The sequence below is a fragment of the Achromobacter mucicolens genome, from assembly GCF_902859725.1.
In the GTDB taxonomy this organism is placed as follows: domain Bacteria; phylum Pseudomonadota; class Gammaproteobacteria; order Burkholderiales; family Burkholderiaceae_B; genus Achromobacter; species Achromobacter mucicolens.
In genome coordinates this window covers 51,326-74,219 of sequence record NZ_CADIJP010000026.1, presented here as the reverse complement: position 1 = coordinate 74,219, position 22,894 = coordinate 51,326, and the positions used below count along the sequence as shown (strand labels likewise).

Sequence of the window (22,894 nt, the reverse complement as noted above, 5' to 3'; positions counted from 1 at the left end):
CGCGCCGTCCGCCGTGCCGGACACCCCGCGCCCCGTCACGCCCCCCAACCTGTTTCCCGACGCCGCCAAGGCCCCCGCCCCCGCAGGCGAGCCGCTGCTGACGCTGTCGCCCAATGCGGCGTCGCGCGTGCCCACGCCCTGCCCCGACCCGCTGCCGCCCGGCGCGCGCTGGCGCGAGGTGCCCACCGATCAGCAGACCATCGGCTTCGTGCTGCTGCGTTCGCGGCGGCGCAGCATCGGCTTCGTCATCACCGACGACGGCCTGCGCGTGACCGCCCCCAATTGGGTGACGCTGACGCAGATCGACGACGCGGTGCGCGAAAAATCGCGCTGGATCCTGACCAAGCTGCGCGAATGGCACGCCCGCAAGCAACAGCTGGCCATGGCGCACACGCGCTGGCAGGCGGGCGGAGAACTCCCGTATCTGGGCCGGCGCATCGTCATCGGCGTGGGCGGCGACATCCGCCAGGCCAATCTGTCCGGCGACGCCGACGCGCCGCAAGATGGCGACACCCTGTGGCTGGCGCTGCCGTCCCACGCCGACCAGAGCCGCATCCGCGATGCGGCCCAAGCGTGGCTGCAACAGCGCGCGGGCGCGTGGTTCGGTGCGCGGCTGGCGCACTTTTTGCAGGTGAGCGGCCTGACGATCCGCCGCTGGCGCCTGTCGTCGGCCGCCACGCGCTGGGGGTCGTGCACCAGCGACGGCAACATCATGCTGAACTGGCGCCTGATCCACTTCGCCCCGTCCATCATCGATTACGTCATCGCGCACGAGCTTGCCCATTTGCGCGAGATGAACCACAGTCAGGACTTCTGGCGCGAAGTCGGCCAGATCCTGCCCGACTTCGAAGACGCCAAGAACATCCTGCGGCGTCACGATCCCGCTTCGCTGCCTCAGTTCTGAAGCGCGCGGCACCCAGCGCCTGTTGCGATCCCAAGGAGAATCGAAATGTTGCTGCTGATTCCGGGCCCGGTCACCACCGACGCGCGGGTGAAGGCCGCCATGGCGCAGGACTACGCGCCGTGGGACAACGATTTCCGCACGCTGTACCGGCAGGTCTGCGACGGCGTGCTGGCGATTGCGCAGGCCGGCGCGGACGAGCACGTGGCGCTGGCCTTGCCCGGCTGCGGCCATTTCGCGGTCGAAGCCGCCCTCCGTACTTTCGTGCCGCCCGGCGGCCGCGTGCTGGCGCCGTCCACCGGCGCCTATGCGGCCCGTCTGCAGAAACTGGCCGGCGAGGCCGGCCGCGTCGCCGTGCCGCTGGCGGTGGGCACAACCGAGCGCGTGGACCCGCAGGCCGTGGCCGACGCGCTGGAACGCGACCCCACGCTTACGCACGTGGCGCTGGTCTACAGCGAAACCGGCAGCGGCATCTGCCACGACGTGCCCCAGCTTGCCCGCATCGCCCATGCGCTGGGACGCCGCGTGATCATCGACGCCGTGTCGGCGTTCGGCGCGTTGCCGCTGGAGCTGCGCGCCCTGCCCGCGGTCGATGCCGTGGTGCTGACCGCCAACAAGTGCCTGGAGGGCCTGCCCGGCGCCGCCTTCGTCGTCGCGCGCCGCGACAGCCTGGACGCCGCGCGCGGCAATGCGGGCAGCTGGTCGCTCGACCTGGCCGACATCTACCAGCACACGCTCGCGCCCAACGCCGGCCCGCGATTCACGCCCGCCGCGCCCACGCTGGCCGCGCTGGCCGTGGCGCTGGAGCTTTTCCGCCAGGAGGGCCGCGAGGCCCGCCTGGCGCGTTACACGGCCAACATGCGCACGCTTTATGATGGCGTGATCGATCTTGGCCTGACCCCATACCTGCCGCCCGAGCGGCAAGGCCCCATCGTCGTCAACGTCCGCGCGCCGGATGCCCCGACCTGGCACCTGCAGCTCTTCGTGGATGCGCTCAAGCAGCGCGGCTATGTGATCAGCAACTTCACCAATACCGAAGAACCCACGTTCCGGGTCGGCTGCATCGGCGCCTTTGGCGCCGGCCAGATGCGGCAGGCGGTCGACGCCATGGGCGGCGCGCTGCGCGACATCGGAATCTCCCGGGAACGCGCCGGAACCCCCCAGCGCTTTCCCCAACCTCTCATCGCTTAAGGAATCCTCCCATGCGTCTGCTCCACACCATGCTGCGCGTCGGCAACCTCGACAAGTCCATCGATTTCTACACCAACGTGCTGGGCATGCGCCTTCTGCGCCGCAACGACTATCCGGACGGCAAGTTCACGCTGGCTTTCGTGGGCTACCAGGACGAAGCCGACGGCGCCGTCATCGAACTGACCCACAACTGGGACACCGACAAGTACGACCTGGGCAACGGCTACGGCCACATCGCCCTGGAAGTCGACAACGCCTACGAAGCCTGTGACAAGGTCAAGGAGCGCGGCGGCAAGGTCACCCGCGAGGCCGGCCCGATGAAACACGGCAAGACGGTCATCGCCTTCGTGGAAGACCCCGACGGCTACAAGATCGAATTCATCCAGAAGAAAGACCGCCAGGACTGAGCGGAACGCCAGCCATGATCCATCCCATCCTGAAAATGGGCGACCCGCGGCTGCTGCGCGTGGCGCCCCCGGTCGAGCGTTTCGACACGCCTGAGCTGCACGCCCTGATCGACGACATGTTCGAAACCATGGCGGCCGCGCAAGGCGTGGGCCTGGCCGCGCCGCAAATCGGCGTGGACCTGCAACTGGTGATCTTCGGGTTCGACCGCAACGAGCGCTATCCCGACGCGCCGCCGGTGCCGCAGACGATTCTGTGCAATCCAGTCATCACGCCGCTTTCGGACGAGATGGAAGACGGCTGGGAAGGCTGCCTGTCGGTGCCGGGGCTACGCGGCCTGGTGCCGCGCTACCGCCATATCCGGTACAGCGGCCGCGATCCGTACGGCCAGCTGATCGAGCGTGAGGCCGAAGGCTTTCACGCGCGCGTCGTCCAGCACGAATGCGACCACCTGATCGGCCGCCTGTATCCGTCCAGGATCCAGGATTTCACGAAGTTCGGCTTCACGGAAATCCTGTTCCCGGGCATGGACCCGAATCAGGACGACTAGGCGTTATCGGCGGGTTTTACAGCGGCGGGGGGCTCGTCCTCTTGCTGTTGCGGTTGCTGCGGCTGTTGCGGCTGTTGCGGCTCCGGCTGCGGTTCCGGCCTCTGTTCCTGCACCTGAACCGGCGCGCCTTCGCCCAGTGGCGTCAGCGCCTCCGGCGCAAAATCATCCACCTGCAATACCTTCAGCACCGTCGCTTCCGCGGCTTCGAGCTGCGCCGCCTGCGCGTCCGTGATGGCGCCACGCCGATGCGCCTCGCGCCAGTCGCGCACATTCGATTGGCGCAACCGGTCGCGGATCGGCTGCACCGCGTCGGCCAGCGCAAAGGCGCGGGTCAACAAGCCCAGCGGATCCTCGCCGGGCTCGCGCTGCAGGTCGGCCGCCAGACGCACATGCGTGGGCGACGGCTTGAGCAGCAGCTCGGCGCATTCCCGCGTGAGCGCGTCGTCCGGCCCCTTGGCCAGCCGCAACGGCAGGATCGCCGCCCGCAACGCCCAGGACAGCGCCTTGACCGGCAGGTTGCGCAGCACCTGATCCATGCTCTTCTCGATGCTGGCGAAACCCTGCGCCATGCACCAGCGCACCAGCGGCAGATCATCGTGCTTGCGCCCCTCGTCTTCCCAGCGTTTTAGCACCGCGGACAGCAGATAGAGTTCGGACAGGATGTCGCCCAGGCGCGCGGAGATCATTTCGCGGCGCTTCAAGCCCCCACCCAACTGCGCCAGCGTGGCGTCGGCCAGCAGCGCGAAGCCCGACGCATAGCGGCCCAGCCGGCGGTAATGGCCCGCCACCGGCCCCGAGGCTGGCGCAGGCGCCAGCATGCCGCCCGTCCACGCGCGGCCGATCGCGCGCAGCGTGTTCATGCCCGCGTGGCGCAAATGGCGCCAGAAGACATCGTGGAAGACCTCGATGCCGCGTTCCTCGTCGGGGTTGCCCAGCGCCAGGATCTCCGGCATCAGATAGGGATGCGCGCGAATGGCGCCTTGCCCGAAGATGATCAGATTGCGCGTCAGGATGTTGGCGCCCTCGACCGTGATGGCGATGGGCACGGCGCGGTACAAGGAGCCCAGGTAATTGCTGGGGCCGTCCATGACGGCGCGGCCCGCGTGCACGTCCATGGCGTCGTTCACCGACACGCGCATGCGCTCGGTGGCGTGGTATTTCATGATGCCGGACACCACCGCCGGCTTGACTCCCTGATTGAGCGCGGCGCACGTCAGGCGGCGCGCGGCCTCGACCAGATAAGCGTTGCCGGCCAGACTGGCCAGCCGTTCCTGCACGCCCTCGAACTTGCCGATCGGGATGCCGAACTGCTCGCGCACCCGCGCATACATGCCGGTGGTGTGCGCGCACATCGCTGCGGCGGCGGCCGACAGCGACGGCAGCGAAATGCCGCGCCCGGCGGCCAGTGCGCTCATCAGCATCTGCCAGCCCTGCCCGGCGCGCTCGACGCCGCCGATCAGCGCATCCAGCGGCACAAAAACGTCGCGGCCCGAGTTGGGCCCGTTCTGGAACACCTGCATGGCGGGCAGGTGGCGCCGGCCGATCTCGACGCCGGGCGCGTCGGTGGGCACGAGCGCCACCGAGATGCCGATATCCTTGGGCCCGCCCAGAATGCCGTCGGGATCCGACATCTTGAACGCCAGCCCCAGCACCGTGGCCACCGGCCCCAGCGTGATGTAGCGCTTGTGCCAATTGAGCCGGATGCCGATGAGCTCACGCCCATCCACGACCTGGCGGCACACGACGCCGGTATCCACCATCGAGGCCGCGTCCGAGCCGGCTTCGGGACTGGTCAGGCCAAAGCACGGGACTTCCCGGCCGTCGGCAAGCCTTGGCAGCCAGTAATCGCGCTGCGCCTGCGTGCCGAACTGCATGAGCAGTTCGCCCGGCCCCAGCGAGTTCGGCACCATGACGGTGACACCCGCCGTAATGGAATAGGCGGAAATGCGCCGCACCACTTCGGAGTGCGCATAGGGCGAGAACCCCAGGCCGCCGTGACGGCGCGGAATGATCATGCCGAAGAAGCGCTGCGTCTTGAGGTATTCCCAGACGTGCGGCGGCAGATCGCGCCGGTTCCAGGAGATATCCCATTCATCCAGCATGCCGCACAGTTCGCGCACGGGACCGTCGATGAAGCGCTGTTCATCCGGCGTTAGCGTGGCCGGCGGCACGCTGAGCAGCTTGCGCCAGTCGGGATTGCCCGTGAACAGGTCGGCGTCCCACCAGCTGTCGCCGGCTTCGATGGCTTCGCGTTCGGTGGCCGACATGGCCGGCATGGCATTGCGGGCCCAGCGGTATGCGGGTTCCGAAATGCGGCGCCGGCGCCAGGCGTTGAAATCCATGGGTCCCCCTGTTGTTCGCTACAAGACGTATCGGGCCAAAGTACCAGAATTGGCGCGGCCCGGCCAAGCTGCGGCTTACCGACTCTGCGACAATGGGCGTCGCCGCGCAGATGCGCAATCAACCGCTGTCCGGGCACGTCCGCATGCTGAACAAACTCTGGCTTGGCTTCTTCCTTACCGCTGCCGCGGCCGCGCTGTACCGCTGGCTGGTCATCGGGGATCCGGAAGTCTTTCGCCAGATGGTCGCCAGCCTGTTCGACATGGCACGCGTTTCCGTGGACGTGATGGTGCTGCTCTTTGGCACGCTGACGCTGTGGCTGGGTTTCCTGCGCATCGCCGAGGGCGCGGGCCTGGTCGAAAAGCTTGCGCGCGTCCTGGGCCCCCTGTTCGCGCGCCTGATGCCCGAGGTGCCGCGCAATCATCCGGCCATCGGCCTGATCACGCTGAACTTCGCGGCCAATGGCCTGGGGCTGGACAACGCCGCCACCCCCATCGGTTTGCGCGCCATGCGCGAACTGCAAGCGCTCAATCCCAAGCCGGACACCGCCACCAACGCGCAGATCCTGTTCCTGGTGCTCAATGCGTCGTCGCTGACGCTGCTGCCCGTCACGCTGTTCATGTTCCGCGCGCAGCAGGGCGCGCCCGATCCCACGCTGGTCTTTTTGCCCATTCTGCTGGCCACCAGCGCGTCCACGCTGGCCGGCTTTCTGGCGGTCGCGCTGTGCCAGCGGCTGCGCCTCGCCGATCCGGTCATCCTGTTGTGGCTGGGCGGCGCGGCGCTGGTGCTGGGCGGATTCATGGCGCTCTTGGCCAGCATGTCGGCCGCCGCCATCGCGTCGCTGTCTTCGCTGCTGGGCAACCTGACGCTGTTTGGCATCCTGCTGGCGTTTCTGGTCGTCGGCGCGTGCAAAAAGGTGCCTGTGTACGAGGCCTTCATCGAAGGCGCCAAGGAAGGGTTCGATATCGCCAAGAGCCTGCTGCCGTATCTGGTGGCGATGCTGTGCGCCGTGGGCGTGCTGCGCGCGTCCGGCGCGCTGGACTTCCTATTGGATGGCATCCGCTGGCTGGCGCAGCAGGCAAACTGGGACACGCGCTTCGTGGACGCACTGCCCACCGCGCTGGTCAAGCCGTTCTCGGGCAGCGCGGCGCGCGCGATGATGCTGGAGACCATGACGCACTTCGGCGTGGACAGCTTCCCGGCGCTGCTGTCCGCGGTGGTGCAAGGCAGCACCGAGACCACCTTCTACGTGCTGGCGGTGTATTTCGGGTCGGTGGGGATTCTGCGCGCCCGGCATGCGGTCGGCTGCGCACTGATCGCCGACCTGGCCGGGGTGCTGGCCGCGATCGGCGTCTGCTACTGGTTCTTCGGCTAGGCGCCCTGCTTCAGTCCACCAGCAGGATCTTCATCCCGTTGGTGCCGCCGCTGTCGCGATAGAAATCGCCCTTGGTCAGGATCACCCAATCGCCGGTCTGCACCAGATTGCGCTTGCGCAGCTCATCGATGGCGGCGTTGGAAAGATCGGCCGGATCGTAGTCCGACGGCGCGAACGGAATCGTGTACACGCCGCGGAACATCGTCACGCGGTTTTGCGTCACGCTATGCGGGCTGTAGCAGTAGATGGGCACGCCCGAGCGGATGCGCGACATGATGAGCGGCGTATGGCCGCTTTCGGTCAACGCGATGATGGCCTTGACACCGGGAAAATGGTTGGCGGCATACATGGCCGCCAGCGCGATGGTTTCGTCGCAGCGCGTGAAGGTCTCGCCCAAGCGGTGATGCGACTTCGTGGACGTGGGATGCTTTTCGGCGCCCAGGCACACGCGCGCCATGGCCTGCACGGTTTCGACCGGATACTGGCCCGAGGCGCTTTCGGCCGACAGCATGACGGCGTCGGTGTAGTCCAGCACCGCGTTGGCCACGTCGGAGACTTCGGCGCGGGTGGGCATGGGGCTGGAGATCATCGATTCCATCATCTGCGTGGCGGTGATGACGACCTTGTTCAGCGTGCGCGCGTGCTGGATGATGCGCTTCTGGATGCCCACCAGCTCGGCGTCTCCCACTTCCACGCCCAGGTCGCCGCGTGCCACCATCACGCCGTCGCTTGCGCGGATCAGCGCATCCAGCGCTTCGTCGTCGGCCACGGCCTCGGCGCGTTCGATCTTTGCGATGATCCACGCCTGGCTGCCGGCCGCGGCGAGCAGGGTGCGGGCCTCGTCGATGTCGCTGCCATAGCGCGGGAACGACACCGCCACGTATTCCAGTTCCATTTCGGCGGCCAGCTTGATGTCGACGCGATCCTTGTCGGTCAGGCTGGGCGCGGACAGGCCTCCGCCGCGGCGGTTGATGCCCTTGTTGTTGGACAGCGGACCGCCCACCGTGACAGTGGTGTGGACTTCGTCGCCTTCCACGCGATCCACGACCAGCACGACGCGGCCGTCATCGAGCAGCAGCTCGTCGCCCACGCGGCAATCGGTCACGAGTTCCGGATAGTCGATACCCACGATGCTGGACGTGCCCGCATCCTTGGGATGCACGCGCGACAGTGTGAACGGCTGGCCCACGTGCAGCTGCACCAGCTTGTCGACAAAGCGGGCGATGCGGATCTTGGGTCCTTGCAGGTCGCCCATGATCGCGACGAAGCGGCCCTGCTTGGCCGCGATCTCGCGCACCAGCCGCGCGCGCTCGCGGTGATCGTCCGCGCTGCCATGCGAGAAGTTCAGCCGCGCGACGTCCAGCCCCGCGCGGATGAGCGCGTCGATGCGTTCGGGCGACGAGGTCGAGGGTCCCAGGGTGGCGACAATTTTTGTGCGGCGCAATACAGGCATGGCAGTCCACTCTCGCAAAAGCAACGAAAGCGCTATGGTACGCCGGCCGCGTTGTCACGGGTATCATGGGTGACACATCGATCACTCACCCGCCCCTTCAGACCGTGAAAATCGTCATCGCTCCCGACTCGTTCAAAGAAAGCGTTTCCGCGCCCGATGCGGCGGCGGCCATTGCGCGCGGCGTCAAGGCCGCCTTTCCCGGCGCGCACACCGTGTGCATCCCGATGGCCGACGGCGGCGAAGGCACCGTCGAAGCCGTGCTCGCGGCCACCGGCGGCAAGGAACATCAGATCACCGTGAACGACGCGCTCGGCCACAAGGTCGACGCCGTGTGGGGTCTGCTGGACGACGGCACCGCCGTCATCGAGATGGCCGCAGCGGCGGGCCTTGAATTGATCTCTCCTTCCAAGCGCGATCCGATGCGCGCCAGCAGCCACGGCGTGGGCGAGCTGATGCGCGCGGCGCTGGACGCGGGCGCCACGCGCATCATCCTGGGGTTGGGCGGCTCGGCCACCAACGACGCGGGCGCCGGCATGCTGACGGCGCTGGGCGTGCGGCTGCTGGACGCCGGCGGCAACAGCCTGCCGCCGGGCGGCGGGGCGCTGGGCCAACTTGCCTCCATCGACACGCACGGCCTGGACCCGCGGCTGGCGCAGGTGCGCGTCGACATCGCCTCCGATGTCGACAATCCCTTGTGCGGCCCGCATGGCGCTTCGCATGTGTTCGGGCCGCAAAAGGGCGCGACGCCGGAACAGGTGCAGACCCTGGACACCCTGCTGAGTCACTTCGCCGACGTGTGCGCAAAGCACCTCGGCGCCGACCACCGCGACGCGCCCGGCGCGGGCGCCGCCGGTGGCCTGGGTTTTGCCGCCAAGGCGTTCCTGAATGCGCATTTCCGGCCGGGCGTGGAGATCGTCGCAGAGCTGGGCGGTCTGGCCGACGCCGTGGAAGGCGCAACGCTGGTGTTCACCGGCGAAGGCCGGATGGACGCACAGACGCTGCGCGGCAAGACGCCCGCGGGCGTGGCCCGGATTGCGCAACGCGCGGGCGTTCCCGTCGTGGCGCTGGCCGGCTCGCTGGGCGAAGGCTACGAAGCCCTGCACACCTGCGGCATCAGCGCCGCATTCAGCCTGGCCCCCGGCCCCATCACCTTGCAGCAGGCATTGGCCGACGCCGAGCGCCTGCTGGCCGACCGGGCACGCGATGTGATGCAGCTGTGGATGGCCGCGCAGAAACGCATGCTGTGATCCGGTGCCCAGGGCAAACACCTCTGCCTGCGACCTTGCGGTCTTCGCTATGCCAGGTGTCAGACACCCGCTGAACCGCCATCACAGGCTGACGTCCGAGTCCTCAGGGTGTCTGACACCGTCGCACTTCCCCAGCACCGAAATGCAAAAAGGCCCCGCGGGGCCTTTTTGCATTGCCATGCCATACCGAAAAGACGTCAATCCCGGGCCAACACCCCGGCTTCGACCAGCGCATCCGACAGGCGCATGTAGCGGTCCACCGAAATGTCCTCGGCGCGCGCGGTGGGCGCGATGTCCAGCGCTTCCCAAGGCACTTGCGCGGCCCAGTCGGCCAGCACCCGCCGCAGCATCTTGCGGCGCTGCGAAAAGGCGCGTGCCACCACGGTTTCGAAAGCGCGCTCGCTGATGGGCCGCTGGCGGTCCGCCGGCAACGGCACCATGCGCACGATCGCCGACACGACCTTAGGAGGCGGATCGAAGGCCTCGGGCGGCACGTCGAACAGCTTGTGCATGCGGTAGCGCGATTGCAGCATCACGGACAGGCGGCTGAAGTCGCCCGAGCCGGGCTTGGCCACCATGCGGTCGATCACTTCGCGCTGCAGCATGAAATGCTGATCGCGGATGTGGTCGGCCCACGTCATCAGGTGGAACAGCAACGGGCTGGAAATGTTGTAGGGCAGATTGCCCACGACGCGCAGCGCGCCCCCGAACTGCGAGAAATCCACCGTCAGCGCGTCGGCCTCGACCACCGTCAAGCGTGATGCGTCGAACTGTTTGCGCAGCCGGGCGGCCAGGTCGCGATCGATTTCGACCGCGGTGAGATGGTCCAGCCGTTCGAGCAGCGGCCGCGTCAGCGCGGACAAGCCAGGACCGATTTCGACCACGGCATCGTCACGGGCGGGCGCAACCGCCCGGACGATGGACTCGACGACGCTGTCGTCGGTCAGGAAGTTCTGGCCAAAGCGCTTGCGCGCCTGGTGTTGAGACATGAAAAGCCCGTAATGCGTTTAGCGGTTGTTCTGCTGAATTTTCTGCTGCTTTTCGAAGCGGTTGTCGACGTACGCCTGAGCGCGCAGTTGCTCGAGCCAGTCTTCGAAGGCCGGCTGGGCGCGGCGCTCGAACAGCGTCTGGCGGGCGCGCATGCGCGCCAGGTCGTCGGTCGCGTCGTGCTCGCGGCGCTCTTCCACCTGGATCAGGTGCCAGCCGAACGGCGACTGCACGGGCTGGCTGATTTCGCCAGGTTGCAGCGCGTTCATCGCGGCCTCGAACGGCGGCACGGTTTCACCCGGGTTCAGCCATCCCAGCTCGCCGCCTTGCGGCGCGCTGGCGTCCTGCGAATACTGGCGCGCCATTTCCTCGAACGTGGCGGCGCCATTGACCAGGCGCTGGCGAACCTGCTCCAGGCGCTGGCGGGCTAGATCATCGCTCATGACGGTGGAGGTCTTGATGAGGATGTGGCGGGCGCGCGTCTGCACGACCTGCGTCGGGCCCTGGGGCGCCTGCTCGCGTGCGGCCGGCTGAGGCGCCGGTTGCGGCGCGGCTTGCGGCGCCGGGGCGCGGGCCGTACGGCCGGGCGCGGGCTGGGCGGTGCCGCGGTCCATTACCTTGATGATGTGAAAGCCATTGCCGCTTTGGATCAGCTGGCTGACCTGGCCCTTCTGGAGATTGCTGATGGCCTTGACGAAAAGGTCAGGCCAGCCGTCCAGCGGGCGCACGCCCATGACGCCGCCCTGCAGCGCCTCGGGGCCGTCGGACGATGCCGCGGCCAGGCTGGCGAAATCGTCGCCGCGCTTGGCTCGCGCCAGCAGACCTTCGGCCTTCTTGCGCAGCAGCGACAGTTGGTCGGGCGACGAGCCTTCCGGCACGCGCACCAGAATCTGCGCCAGCGCGTAAAGCATGGGGCCGGCAGGCGCGGCGGCCTGCTCGGGCGCGGGCTGCGGCTGCACCTGGGGCTGCGCTTGCGCCGCCTGCGCAGGCGCCGCGCCAAAAGCCGGATTGCGGCGCTGGTCTTTCAGGAAGGCATCGACTTCCGCGTCGGAAATGACGATGGTCGAGTCGACCGCGCGCTGGCGCAGGCGATCCGAACGGATCTCGTCGCGCAGCGATTTGCGGTAGTTTTCCCAGGTCGTGCCGGACTTTTCCAGTTCCTGGCGCAGTTGCTGCACCGTGATCTTGTTGCGCGAGGCGATCGCCTGGATGGCGGTGTCGATCTGTTTGTCGTCAACCCGGATGCCGAGGCGGTCGGCTTCGTGGCGCTGCACGCGTTCCATGATGAGACGCTGGAGCACCTGGTGCTGCAGCGTCTGGTCATCGGGCACCTGGATGCCGCGCGACTTCAGTTCGCCGGCAACGCGCTGGGAGGCGTCGCGCAGTTCGCGCAGCGTGATCACGTCCTTGTCGACGATCGCGGCGATGCCGTCCACGAACTGCTCGCCCTTGGGCGCCGGCGAGTCCTGTTTCTGCGCGGCGGGAGCGGCCTTGGCGCTGTTGGCGCCGCGGCTGGTCTGCTCGGCCGCATGGGCGGCGGGCAAGCCGGCGCACAGGGCCAGCAGCAGCGCGTTGCCGGAGAGGCGGCGCAAAGAGTGCAACCTACGCATCATTCATACCTTTCAAATGTGGTCCCGGTCTGCGCGGGCGGCGTGACGCGCGTGTAACCGGGGATACTTCTGTTCAGCAGGCTCATGGGGTCGGTTCCGAGGGAACCCAGGCCCGTGAGCTCAAGCTGGAAGAACAGCGCGGAATTGGTGTCCGCCGCCGATACGGCGTAGCGCTGGTAGACCATGCGGCCCACCCAGCAGCAGTCGCCCTTGTACTCCAGGCCGGCGATGGCCTGCGTCACGCGCGGAGATTCCGTCGTATTGGCAATCGTACTGGACGGTCCGGAACGCAAAGAATAGTCGACCCGGCCAACACCGTACCAGCGCTTGCTGAACGGCCATTGAACGGCCAGGCTGACCTGGTTCTGACCCTGCGGCTGATAGAGCACGCCTTGTTGCGGATCGCGCTGGTAGCGGTAGGCCAGGGCAACCGTGGTCAGACGCTGCGGCGACCAGCGCGCACTCACGAGCCCGCGCGACCAGTTGTTGTCGTAAGGGTTATATTGCGCCGCGAGGTCGGTCGTCAGCGTATCGGTGAGGGCCGCACTGGCGCCCACCAGGAAGTCCGAGCGCACGTTCTCGCGCGGCGTCTCGCCAGGCAGCGTAACCTCTTGGTCCTCGAAGTACAGACGTTGAGCGACGCCGAGCGACATGCGCTCAAAACCCGTGTCCGCATCCAGCCAGCGCGTCGTCAGTGCGGCGGTGAGCTGGTTGGCGTTAGCGATGCGGTCCCAGCCGCCGGTGTAGATGTTTTCCTCGAAGGCCTGGGAGAAGCTGAAGTCCGCCAGCGACGTGTCGAAGACCGGGAGCTTGGATTGGTCGCGATACGGCACACGCAGGTAATACAGGCGGGGTTCGAGCGTCTGCGTGGACGACTTGCCGAAAAGGGTTGTATCCCGCTCGAAGATCAGGCCAGCATCCACGGACATAATGGGAAGCGTGCGCGACTGCGAACTGGGGAGTCCCGCCGCTGAGCCGTTATTCAAGCCGAACGTGTCCACGCCATACCATTTGGTCTGATAATCGGTGTAATTGATGCCGGCCTTGGGAATGATGAACCAACCCGGACGCACGATGGGATAGGACGCCGTCAGGTACGTTTGAAGACGGTCGCCGTCGGGATATCGACTTGCCGCGCCGAACATCGGCATTTTGAAACGCACGGCCGTCGACGTCCAATCGACATCGAAGCCACCCCAGTCGTAACGGGCGCCTCGCAGGTACAACTCGGGTTCCTTGTTGTATGGCGGAATCAGCGGCGCATCCGGATCCTGCAGCGTCTGGTACTTATAGACCTGAGCATAGGTACTCCAATAGCGAGAGGCCCAGCCCACCCGGCCACGCTGCGGCAGGTAGGTCGTTGAGGCCTGATTCAGCCCCAACTGGGAAATGTCGCGGTAGTAATTATCGTCCGAGACCTTAGCCACGTCCCAATCGGTATAGAAGCCATGGGAAAACGTCTGCTGGTGGCGCCACCAGTACATCCAACGGTCTTCGCCGGTGATATTGTCATCGGGCAGGTATGTGCCATCAATGGTGCCCGCATAGCTTGACCCCAGATAGCGGAACTCGCCGCCCAGCTGGGTGCCGCGCTTGGAGAAGTAACGCGGCTGCACCGTCAGGTCGTAATTGGGAGCCAGGTTGAAGTAGTACGGAATCGAAATGTCGAAACCGCCCTGGCTGGTGGTGCCGTAGGTCGGGATCAGGAAACCCGACTTGCGTTCGCGCTTGACCGGGAAGGTCATGTAGGGCGACGCCAGGATCGGCACGTCCTTGAAGTACAGGACGCCGCCGCGGGCGACGCCTTCGTTTTCGTCGAAATCGATATCGACCGAATTGGCCTTGATGTACCAGGACGGGTTTTCGCACGGGCAGCCGCTGTACGTCACCGTGTGCAGCCGCATCTGCGATTTGCTGAAAATGTCCGCGTGGTCGGCGACAGCAAAGCCGCCGGTGGCGCCCAGCCAGAAGTTGGGCTTTTCGACCTCGCCGGAATACCGGTCCACGTTGAACGTGGCGGACGGGCCCGTGACCAGGGTGCCATCGCGCATCATGCGGGCATTGCCGCGGACGTCGACCTTGCCGGTGTCCTTGCGGTAATTGATCGCATCGCCCTTGATCACGCCGTCGATGCGGCGCACCTGCGCGTTACCGGTCAGGTTGAGCTCGTAGTCGGGATCGCCCGAAATCGTGTCCGCTTCCATGAAAGCGGGAATGCTCTCGTCGGGCAACCGGTGCATGCGCAGGCCAGGCGAGGTGCGCAATTGCGGGGTTGACGTGACCGACGGCGCGGAAGCAGCGGCGCCCGGGCTACTTTGAGCCTGGGCGGCTCCGGCGGCGACGCTGACTACGGAGAGGATCAACCACGGAACCTTGCGCACGAATGAAAACAGCCCTTTATGACCATGGGAGAGCCGCACAAAGACGCCCACGCGGCGCCAATGCTGACGGAAACGAGCCGGTATTATAGAGAAGCCGCGAACAACGCCCAGCCTTATGTTCGCCAAATCGAAAATTCCCCAATTTTGCCCTTCTGACACGGATCTTCCTTGAAAAACGATCACGACCCCCGCTTGGCGCAGGTGCGCAACTGGCTGCAAGGCCTGCCCCCTGCCCTGAACCTGGCCGTGGAGACGCTGCGCCCCGCGTCGGCTGACGCAAGCTTTCGCCGGTACTTCCGGTTGAACGCGGGATCGCGGACCCTGATTGTCATGGACGCCCCGCCCCAGCACGAGGACTGCCGCCCGTTCCTGCATGTGGACAAGCTGCTGGCGGACGCCGGGCTGAACGTGCCGGCCGTGCTGGCGCAGGACCTGGACCAGGGCCTGCTGCTGCTGTCCGATCTGGGCGAACAAACCTATTACCAGCGCATCCAGGACGGCCTGGACGACGCCCAGCTGCAGACGCTGTACCGCGAGGCGCTGGCCGCCCTGGTCAAGCTGCAACAGGCCTCGACCGCCGGGCTGGGTGTCTACGACGGCGCGCGGCTGGCCGACGAGCTCAAGCTGTTCCCCGAGTGGTACGTGCAAAAGCACCACGGCGTGACGCTGGACGACAAGACGGCCAATGCGATGGAAAAGATCTTCGCCCTGCTGTCGGCCAGCAACGCCGGGCAGCCGCAGGTGCTGGTGCACCGCGATTTCCATTCGCCCAACCTCATGGTCTGCGACCAGCCGCAATATGGGCCCAACCCGGGCGTCATCGACTTCCAGGATGCGCTGGCCGGTCCCATCACCTACGACCTGGCGTCGCTGGTGACGGACGCCCGCACCACCTGGGAAGAACCGCAGCAGCTCGACTGGGCGATCCGCTACTGGGAAATGGCGCGTGCGGCCGGCCTGCCGGTCGACGCCGATTTCGCCGAATTCCACCGCGCCTATGAATGGATGGGCCTGCAGCGCAACCTGCGGATCCTGGGCGTCTTTGCCCGCCTGAACCATCGCGATGGCAAGGCCCACTACCTGGCGCACATCCCGCGCGTGAACGGCTACGTCCGCCAGGTGGCGCAGCGCTATGGCGTCTTCACGCCGCTGCTGCGCCTGCTGGACCGCCTGGACGACCGCCAGGTCAGCGTCGGATACACGTTCTGATGCGCGCCATGATTCTTGCCGCGGGCCGCGGCGAACGCATGCGCCCGCTGACCGACCGTCTGCCCAAGCCCATGCTGCCGGTCGGCGGCAAGCCGCTGATCGTCTGGCATCTGGCGCGCCTGGCCGCGGCCGGCATCCGCGACATCGTCATCAATCACGCGTGGCTCGGCCACGAAATCGAACGCGCGTTGGGCGACGGCGCCGCATACGGAGTGCGCATCAGCTATTCGGCCGAAGCCACCGCGCTGGAGACCGCGGGCGGCATCGCCCAGGCGCTCCCCCTTCTGGGCGACGACCCGTTCCTTGTCGTCAATGGCGACATCTGGTGCGACTGGAACCCGGCCGACGCGCACCACGCCGCCGGCCTCGTGACGCAGGGCGGCGCATGGCTGCTTCTGGTGGACAATCCCGCGCACCATCCCGCCGGCGACTTCGTCCTGACGGCCGAGGGGCGCGTGCTGGCGCAGGGCGAGCCCCGTTTGACCTTTGCGGGCGTCGGCGTCTACCATCCTTCGTTGTTCGCGGACGTCCCGCGCGGCCAGGCCGCGCCGCTGGCGCCGCTGCTGCGGCAGGCGATGGGCCAGGACCAGGTGCGCGGCGCGCGGCATGCCGGCCGCTGGACCGACGTCGGCACCCCGCAACGGCTCGCCGACCTGGACGCGGAACTGGCCAGCGCGGCCGCGTGACGCTCACATATTTCACAATATCAAGGTGCGCAACGAGGCTTGTCCGCGCACGCAACGCCCCCGGCTAACGGGGTATTCTCTGACGCTTTGGCATGCGCGCGCGCCTGCCCACGAGCACATACACAGGAAGTTTTCTAGGAATGGGGATGTTTGGAAGATCGCAACGGGCCACGTTCAAGCCCTCCGTATACCAACCGGGACAACGCACGCGCCGCATGCCGCGCTGGCTCGTTCTGCTGCTGGTTGGCATTGCGCTTGGCGCGGGCGGCGTGCTCTTCCTGCAAACCAACTACGGTCCGCAACGCCTGACCGTCGAACAATCCGAACAGCTGCACAGCGAGCTCAGCGCCTCCAACATGGAGCGCCAGCGCCTGCAGACCCAGCTTGAAGAAGCTACCCAGCAGCGCGACGCCAACAAGGCCGGCCACGAAAAGCTGACCACCGACCTGGCGGAAAGCCGCGCCAAGATCGAAACCCTGAACAAGGAACTGGTGCTGTTCCAGGACGCCATGCCGCCCGACCCCCGCGGCGGCAACCTCGGCATCCGCTCGGCCACCTTCAAGCGCGCCCCCGGCCTGCTCGACTACCAGGTGCTGGTGATGCGCGAAGAACGCACGGGCGCGCCCTTCAAGGGCACGCTCACCTTCGCCATCGAAGGCTCTTACCCCAACGGCCGCTCCGCCACCGTGACGCCGGAAGGCCCCGCACTGACGGTCGACCGCTACGACTACGCGCTGGGCCAGCTCAAGCTGCCCGACGGTTTCACCGCCAAGGTCGTGGTGTTGCGCGTGCTGGACGCCAACCAGAAGCAGCAGGCGATGCGCATCTACAACGTACGCAACTGACATGCGCCACTGAAGGCCGCCATCGGCCTGAACCGGCCCCAAACCCGCCCCTCGGCGGGTTTTTTATCGCCTTCAAAAATTGGTTGCGTACGCAACATCCCGGGCATATAGTTGCGCAAACAACCAAATTTTGGAGACAGCATGACGCTCCCCTCGCACGTTCCCGTCCTGATCGCCGGCGGCGGTCCGGTCGGTCTGACCCTGGCCGCCCTGCTCGCCGAGTACGGCATCGCCTCCCTCACTGTTGAGGCCGATGAAGGCTATTGCAGCGGCAGCCGCGCCATCTGCATGTCGCGCCGGTCGCAGGAGATCCTGGGCTGGATCGGCGCCGACCGGCCGCTGATCGACACGGGTCTGGCCTGGACGGGCGGGCGAAGCTACTACCGCGACCGCGAAGTCCTGCACTTTCAGATGCCGCACGATCCCCTGCAGCGGTATGCCCCGATGGTGAACATCCAGCAGTACTACGTGGAGGAATTCGCGCACCAGGCCATGCGGCGCCATCCCGGCCTCGCCACGCTTGCCTGGTCGGCACGCGTCACGGCCGTGCAGCCCGGTCCGGACGGCGTATCGGTCGAGGTGGAGGCGGACGGCGCCCGCCAGACGGTGCGCGCCGATTGGCTCGTCGCCTGCGACGGCGGCCGCAGCACCGTGCGCGACGCGATGGGCTTGAAGCTGGAAGGCATGCAGTACGAGGGGCGCTACGTCATCGTCGACATCGAACAGGAATCGCAACGGCCCGTCGAACGCCTTGCGTGGTTCGATCCCCCCTCCAATCCCGGATCCACGCTGCTGATGCATCGCCAGCCCGGCAACGTGTGGCGCGTCGACTACCAGATCCGCGACGACGAAGACCCCGACGAAGCCGTCAAGCCGGAAAACGTGCTGCCGCGCGTGCAGAGCCACCTGGACATGATCGGCGAGACCGCGCCCTGGAGGCCGCTCTGGATCTCGATCTACAACGCCAAGTGCCTGACGCTGGATCGCTACCGCCACGGCCGCGTGCTGTTCGCGGGCGACGCGGGCCACCTCGTGCCGATCTTCGGCGTGCGCGGCCTGAATTCCGGGCTGGACGACGCCGGCAACCTGGCCTGGAAACTTGCCTGGGTGCTGAAGGGCCAGTCGCCCGAAGCCCTGCTGGACAGCTACAGCATCGAGCGCGTCCATGCCACGCGCCAGAACCTGGCCTACGGCGCCAAGAGCACGGAATTCATGGCGCCGCCGGACTTCGGCTTCCGGCTCATGCGCGAGGCCGCACTGTGCCTTGCGCTGGTGGACGACGGCGTGCGATCGCTCATCAATCCGCGCCAGTCCGCGCCCATCTCGTACGACACCTCGCCCTTGAACCGCGAGGACCGCGCCCCCGAGGCCGGCCCGGCCGCCGCGCCGGGCCAACCCGCGCCCGACGTGCTGCTGCAGGATGGCGACGCGCCGCAATACCTGACCGCCCATTTCGGCGCGGGCTTCGTGGCGCTGGCCATTTCGCCTGACCCGGCCGTGTCGACCGCGCTGGATGCGCTGGCCGCGGCCACGCAGGATGCCCCGCGACCACTACAGGTGTTGCGCGCCGGCCCGGGCGGCCTGGCCGACCCCCACGGCCAGCTCGCCTCGCGTTACGGCCACCAGGCCGGCGCCGTCTACCTGCTGCGCCCCGACGGCTACGTGCTGGGACGCTGGGTTGCGCCCGCCGCCGCCGACCTGCGCGCCGCGTTGGCGCCCTACTACCCCTCGCTCAACTCCACCGCTACCTCGAAAGGCCAAGCATGAATCCCGAAGCCCTGGACCAGGTCTACACCAGCATGGCGCAGACGCTCACGCGCGTCGGCGAATCGCGCGCGCCGCTTTTTCTGTCGATACTCGGTTTGTCGCTGCTCAGCCGCCTGCCGTCTTCCGAAGAAGCCCTGTCGCTGCTGGCGCAGGCCGAAGCGGCCAGCCTGGATGACGGCGCTGTGGCAAACTATCCGGCCTCATCTTGCGCGGGCGCCGATCCCGCCCGTCCGACGTGAAAACGCCCGCCCTGGAACGATTCCTCACCTATCGCCTTCACGTGCTCAACAAGATCACGGACCGCGACACGAATCGGGCCTATCTCAAGGACTGCGACATTCCGCTGGGCGAGGCGCGGTGCCTCGCCGCCATTGGCCGGTTTGCGCCGCTGTCCGTCAACGACCTGGCGCGCGCCGCCAACCTGAACAAGGGCCAGGCCAGCCGCTCGGCGCAGGCGCTGGTGGATCGCGGGCTTGTCGAAAAGACGGTCTCCGCGTCCGACGGACGCGGCGTGGTGCTGGCGCCCACTAACGACGGCATGACCCAGTACCGCCGCATCGTCGACCTCATTGCGCGCCGCAACGACGAAATCTTCGGCTGCCTGACCGCCGACGAACAGCAGCAATTCGGCGACATGCTGGACCGCCTGATCGGCCACCTGCAAACCGAGGCCGGCGACACGGCGGACTGAGCAGCGGGCCGTTCAGCCGGGCCACTCCGCCGGCCGCCAAGGTCAGGGCTGCGCTTTGGGCGCCGTCGCGCCCGCGTGTTCGGCCGCCTCATCCATGAACTGCGCCATCCGCACGTCCAGCTCGGTGACACCGCCCGCGTCGTGCGTGGTCAGCGTCACGTCCACGCGGTTGTAGACATTGGTCCACTCGGGATGATGATTCAGCTTTTCCGCGAACATCGCCACCCGCGCCATGAACCCGAACGCGGCGTTGAAGTTGGGAAAGCGATAGCGCTTTTCGATGGCATCGCGCATGGCCACGGCCTGCCAGCCGGTGAGCGCGGCAACCGCGGTATCGGTACCGATGCAGGCGGGAGGAAAATCGCTCATGACAGACTCCGGAAAGAAAAGGCGGCCGCGCATCGCGCCAGCCGCCTGACAGCAAGGAACGCGCCCGCGCTTACTGCCGGACCGCGTACAGGTAGATCTCCACGCGCCGGTTCAGCGCGCGCCCTTCGGCCGTTGCATTGTCGCCGATCGGATCGTTCGGACCGCGGCCTTCCACCGACAGACGCGTGCCCGCCACCCCCTGCTTGGCCAGGTAATCGGTCACGCTCTTGGCGCGGTTCACCGACAGCGTCTGGTTGTGCGCAAGCGAACCCGTGCTGTCGGTATGGCCGACCACCTTGGCCCGCAGCTCGGGATGCTGGTTCAGCGAACGCGCCACGCTATCGAGCACCGGCAGCAACGCCGGCTTGAGCTGCGTCTTGTCCGTATCGAACGACACGCCGCTCGGAATATTGACCTTCAGGCTGCCGTCGGGCATTTCCACGACGTCGATGCCCAGCGACGAGGCGCCGGAACTCTGCACGTCCTCCTTGACCACCTTCCAGTTGTAGCCCACGAGGCCGCCGGCCACCGCACCGATGCCCGCGCCGATCGCCGCGCCCTTGCCGTGCCCGATCAGCGCGCCAATGCCAGCGCCCAACGCCGCGCCCGCGCCCGTACCGACAGCGGTATTCGTTTGCTGTTGCGTCGCGCAACCGGCCAGCAGCACGCCCGCGGTCGCAAGCACGGCGATCCGGTTGATTGTTCTTGAGTTCATGGCAACCTCCACTGTCCATCCAGATACCGGTTCATTCCGGCGAGGATCATGCTAGCAAGGGGCTCCGGGGCGTCGGGCAACATTTTGTATGCCCTGACGCCCCGCCCACGATCACGGCTGCCAGTTATGCGTGCTGTAGCGGTCGTTGTCGATGCGGTTCAGGATCGGCAGTCCGGTGCCCGCGTCCTTGGTCTGCATGTCGATGTAGGCCTGGAACACGTCGGCGTCCAGCACACCGATGTCGGAACGGCGCTCGGACGGCACGTTGGCCAGGGTGGCGTAGCCGTCGCCGCCCGTCGCATTGAAGCTCAGCACGAAGAGTCGATAGGTGCGCGCATTGTCCAGCGGCAGCCACGTGCGGGTTGCCTGATCCAGGTACTGAAAGTTGCTGGCGCGGCTGCCCTTCGCGTTGGAGGCCGTCACGTCCCAGCGCAGGCCCGCCGCGTAGGGGTAAGGACCGTCCTTGCCGCCCGGCTTGTACGTCGCGTCCAGGCCGTCCTCGATCATGGACCGGACCTCATTGGCGGTCAGGTCCAGGCGCCACAGCATGTTGCCGAACGGCACGACAGCGATCACGTCGGCCGCCGTCACGGTGCCATTCAGGGCCCGCCGCACACCGCCGCCGCTTTGCAGCGTCATGTCGGCGCCGCCGTATTCGGCGTTGGCCACATCAAGATACGCTTGCGCCACCAGCTGCTGGATGTCGCCGCCGCGCAGGGCGACGTTGCCTTCGCTTTCGCAAGCCGGACTGGCTGCATTGCTGGCGGGCGTGGGGCCCGGAATGCGGCGAAAGCACAGCTCCAGCGGCACCTGCGCAACGTTGGTCTTGCTGAAGACGTCGATCTTGTCCTTGAAGGGTTGCAGCACCGACAACGCCGCAGCGTCCGGCGTCTGCTCACGCAGGAAACCGCTGGCCGCAACCTCGGCCTTGAAGGCGACGCGGTCGGCATCGGAGGCCGCAACCAGGGCGCTGCCCGACTTGACGCGGTAGTCGGTGTCGATCAGCACGTGGGGCGTGCCGGCGCAGTTCGTCACGTCGCCGTTGGCGTCGAAGCTGACCTTCAGTTCGCCCACGACTTGCGAGTATTCCCATGCCTGCACCAGGCAGACAGGTTTGCCGTCCTTGTCGGCCAGACGGGTCGGATAGGCGCCGCCCGGCGTGCCCACGGCCATCGTCTTCATCGAGTCGGGACCCAGCAGCGTGTGCGAATCGCCGCCCACCACCACGTCCACACCGCTCAGCTTGGCAATCACTTCCTTGTCATAGCCGTAGCCGATGTGGCTGAGCAGGATGATCTTGTTGACGCCATCGGCGCGCAGCGCGTCGATCTGCCCCTGCGCGGCCACGGCTTCGTCGGTGAACGTCGTGTCCGCATTGGGGCTCGACGATTCTTTGGTCTTGCTGGCGATGGTCAGGCCGACGATGCCGATCTTCTGGGCGTCGCGTTCGACGACGATGGCAGGCTTGATCAGATCGGTGCCCTGCAGCGGCGAACTAGCGCCAAACGCGACGTTCGCACTCAGGACGGGCGTCTGGCACGTACCGGCATGCAAGAAGTCCACAAAGCGCTTCAGCCCGTCGTCGCCCTTGTCGAATTCATGATTGCCCACCGCCATGGCATCGAAGCAGACCGTGGTCATCAGCGCGGTATCGGCCTCGCCCGGCGCGCCGGCGCGGTTGAAATACAGCGTCCCGGTCTGCGCATCGCCCGCATGCAGCTTCAGCACGTTCGGCGAATTCGCGGCCAGCTGGTCGATGGCGGCTTTCACGCGCGGCATGCCCGCGGCCGACACGGTCACGTCGGTATCGACCCCGGCCGCATTCTTCAAGGTCAGCGTCTTGTCCTTGCCGTCCAGCGTGGAATGGTGGTCATTGATGTGAAGGATCGTCAGTTCCAGCGGCCGGGCCTGCGCGGGCGGCTCCTCGATGACCGGCGGCGTCTCGTCATCGCTGCCATTGTCGCCGCCGCACCCCGCAATCAGCGTCATCGCACTCATGACGGCGCAGGCGAGCGCCTTCCGATTCCAGAACTTCATTTCCTTTTTCCCGTGGAAGCTGTTCGAGGCCCGCATTCTGTGTGCCGCGCATGACGCAACGATGAATGCAAGCTGAAAACCTTCCACGCAAAAAAATGATTGTTTTCAACCGACGGGTAATGGTTTTGACTCGTT

Annotated in this window: 20 protein-coding genes; 12 read left to right on the top strand and 8 right to left on the bottom strand. The window is 66.8% G+C overall.

What is annotated here, in order from left to right; all coding sequences use genetic code 11:
* Nucleotides 1-94 precede the first annotated feature (94 nt).
* Genes HV786_RS25010 through def form a run of 4 tightly spaced genes read left to right on the top strand, consistent with a single transcriptional unit; the run spans nucleotide 95 to nucleotide 3,047 of the window.
* A complete protein-coding gene (locus tag HV786_RS25010; protein WP_420809659.1) occupies nucleotides 95-904 on the top strand; it encodes a M48 family metallopeptidase in 810 nt (269 codons plus the stop codon).
* A 45-nt stretch (nucleotides 905-949) separates the two neighbouring features.
* Nucleotides 950-2,092: a 2-aminoethylphosphonate--pyruvate transaminase gene (locus tag HV786_RS25005; RefSeq protein ID WP_175211981.1), complete on the top strand. Its 1,143-nt coding sequence runs from the start codon at nucleotides 950-952 to the stop codon at nucleotides 2,090-2,092.
* Nucleotides 2,093-2,103: 11 nt separating this feature from the next.
* Entirely contained in the window at nucleotides 2,104-2,499 is a 396-nt protein-coding gene (gene gloA, locus HV786_RS25000) for a lactoylglutathione lyase (RefSeq protein ID WP_056320907.1), read from the top strand.
* Nucleotides 2,500-2,513: 14 nt separating this feature from the next.
* On the top strand, nucleotides 2,514-3,047 hold the full coding sequence (gene def, locus HV786_RS24995) for a peptide deformylase (RefSeq protein ID WP_128829984.1): 534 nt from the start codon (nucleotides 2,514-2,516) through the stop codon (nucleotides 3,045-3,047).
* Here the strand turns inward: def and HV786_RS24990 are convergent.
* Complete coding sequence (locus tag HV786_RS24990; protein WP_254599513.1) at nucleotides 3,044-5,389, bottom strand: acyl-CoA dehydrogenase; 2,346 nt, start codon at nucleotides 5,387-5,389, stop codon at nucleotides 3,044-3,046. The two genes, def and HV786_RS24990, sit on opposite strands and share 4 nt — an antisense overlap.
* 143 nt (nucleotides 5,390-5,532) lie before the next feature.
* On the opposite strand from HV786_RS24990, the gene HV786_RS24985 reads away from it, so the two are divergent.
* Nucleotides 5,533-6,762 carry a nucleoside recognition domain-containing protein gene (locus HV786_RS24985; RefSeq protein WP_128829983.1) on the top strand — a complete coding sequence of 410 codons (1,230 nt, stop codon included), beginning with the start codon at nucleotides 5,533-5,535 and terminating at the stop codon, nucleotides 6,760-6,762.
* Between the two features lie 10 nt (nucleotides 6,763-6,772).
* Here HV786_RS24985 and pyk read toward each other — a convergent pair whose 3' ends face one another.
* The gene (pyk, locus tag HV786_RS24980; RefSeq protein ID WP_128829982.1) at nucleotides 6,773-8,215 is read right to left on the bottom strand and encodes a pyruvate kinase; all 1,443 of its coding nucleotides are present in this window, start codon (nucleotides 8,213-8,215) and stop codon (nucleotides 6,773-6,775) included.
* 104 nt (nucleotides 8,216-8,319) lie between these two features.
* Between pyk and HV786_RS24975 the strand changes: the two genes are divergently transcribed.
* Nucleotides 8,320-9,462: a glycerate kinase gene (locus HV786_RS24975; protein WP_175211980.1), complete on the top strand. Its 1,143-nt coding sequence runs from the start codon at nucleotides 8,320-8,322 to the stop codon at nucleotides 9,460-9,462.
* Between the two features lie 197 nt (nucleotides 9,463-9,659).
* Here HV786_RS24975 and rsmA read toward each other — a convergent pair whose 3' ends face one another.
* The 3 genes from rsmA to HV786_RS24960 are packed head-to-tail and all read right to left on the bottom strand — an operon-like array spanning nucleotide 9,660 to nucleotide 14,440.
* Nucleotides 9,660-10,451: a 16S rRNA (adenine(1518)-N(6)/adenine(1519)-N(6))-dimethyltransferase RsmA gene (gene rsmA / locus HV786_RS24970; protein ID WP_056320897.1), complete on the bottom strand. Its 792-nt coding sequence runs from the start codon at nucleotides 10,449-10,451 to the stop codon at nucleotides 9,660-9,662.
* A gap of 18 nt (nucleotides 10,452-10,469) precedes the next feature.
* On the bottom strand, nucleotides 10,470-12,062 hold the full coding sequence (locus HV786_RS24965) for a peptidylprolyl isomerase (protein ID WP_175211979.1): 1,593 nt from the start codon (nucleotides 12,060-12,062) through the stop codon (nucleotides 10,470-10,472).
* Nucleotides 12,059-14,440 (bottom strand): LPS-assembly protein LptD, encoded by a 2,382-nt coding sequence (locus tag HV786_RS24960; protein WP_128829981.1) that lies wholly within the window; start codon nucleotides 14,438-14,440, stop codon nucleotides 12,059-12,061. The genes HV786_RS24965 and HV786_RS24960 overlap by 4 nt, the downstream gene beginning before the upstream one ends.
* 168 nt (nucleotides 14,441-14,608) lie before the next feature.
* Here HV786_RS24960 and HV786_RS24955 point away from each other — a divergent pair, with 168 nt between their 5' ends.
* The 6 genes from HV786_RS24955 to HV786_RS24930 all read left to right on the top strand — a co-directional run bounded on the left by HV786_RS24955 (nucleotide 14,609) and on the right by HV786_RS24930 (nucleotide 19,638).
* Nucleotides 14,609-15,649 carry an aminoglycoside phosphotransferase family protein gene (locus tag HV786_RS24955; protein ID WP_128829980.1) on the top strand — a complete coding sequence of 347 codons (1,041 nt, stop codon included), beginning with the start codon at nucleotides 14,609-14,611 and terminating at the stop codon, nucleotides 15,647-15,649.
* Nucleotides 15,649-16,335: an N-acetylmuramate alpha-1-phosphate uridylyltransferase MurU gene (gene murU, locus HV786_RS24950; protein WP_175211978.1), complete on the top strand. Its 687-nt coding sequence runs from the start codon at nucleotides 15,649-15,651 to the stop codon at nucleotides 16,333-16,335. The genes HV786_RS24955 and murU overlap by 1 nt, the downstream gene beginning before the upstream one ends.
* A 146-nt stretch (nucleotides 16,336-16,481) precedes the next feature.
* Nucleotides 16,482-17,180: a DUF6776 family protein gene (locus tag HV786_RS24945; protein WP_056320887.1), complete on the top strand. Its 699-nt coding sequence runs from the start codon at nucleotides 16,482-16,484 to the stop codon at nucleotides 17,178-17,180.
* 141 nt (nucleotides 17,181-17,321) lie between these two features.
* Entirely contained in the window at nucleotides 17,322-18,947 is a 1,626-nt protein-coding gene (locus tag HV786_RS24940) for an FAD-dependent monooxygenase (protein WP_175211977.1), read from the top strand.
* Nucleotides 18,944-19,186, top strand: a complete 243-nt coding sequence (locus HV786_RS24935; RefSeq protein WP_175211976.1) for a hypothetical protein — start codon at nucleotides 18,944-18,946, stop codon at nucleotides 19,184-19,186. Before HV786_RS24940 ends, HV786_RS24935 begins: the two co-directional genes overlap by 4 nt.
* The gene (locus tag HV786_RS24930; RefSeq protein ID WP_128829584.1) at nucleotides 19,183-19,638 is read left to right on the top strand and encodes a MarR family winged helix-turn-helix transcriptional regulator; all 456 of its coding nucleotides are present in this window, start codon (nucleotides 19,183-19,185) and stop codon (nucleotides 19,636-19,638) included. The genes HV786_RS24935 and HV786_RS24930 overlap by 4 nt, the downstream gene beginning before the upstream one ends.
* Nucleotides 19,639-19,680: 42 nt before the next feature.
* On the opposite strand, the gene HV786_RS24925 is transcribed toward HV786_RS24930, so the two are convergent.
* From HV786_RS24925 to HV786_RS24915, 3 genes are all read right to left on the bottom strand, one after another.
* Nucleotides 19,681-20,007, bottom strand: coding sequence for a 4a-hydroxytetrahydrobiopterin dehydratase (locus tag HV786_RS24925; protein ID WP_062841672.1), 327 nt, complete (start codon nucleotides 20,005-20,007; stop codon nucleotides 19,681-19,683).
* 70 nt (nucleotides 20,008-20,077) lie between these two features.
* Nucleotides 20,078-20,722, bottom strand: a complete 645-nt coding sequence (locus HV786_RS24920; protein ID WP_056320876.1) for a YiaD family glycine zipper/OmpA-like lipoprotein — start codon at nucleotides 20,720-20,722, stop codon at nucleotides 20,078-20,080.
* 111 nt (nucleotides 20,723-20,833) lie between these two features.
* Nucleotides 20,834-22,759 (bottom strand): bifunctional metallophosphatase/5'-nucleotidase, encoded by a 1,926-nt coding sequence (locus tag HV786_RS24915; protein WP_128829586.1) that lies wholly within the window; start codon nucleotides 22,757-22,759, stop codon nucleotides 20,834-20,836.
* Nucleotides 22,760-22,894 lie beyond the last annotated feature (135 nt).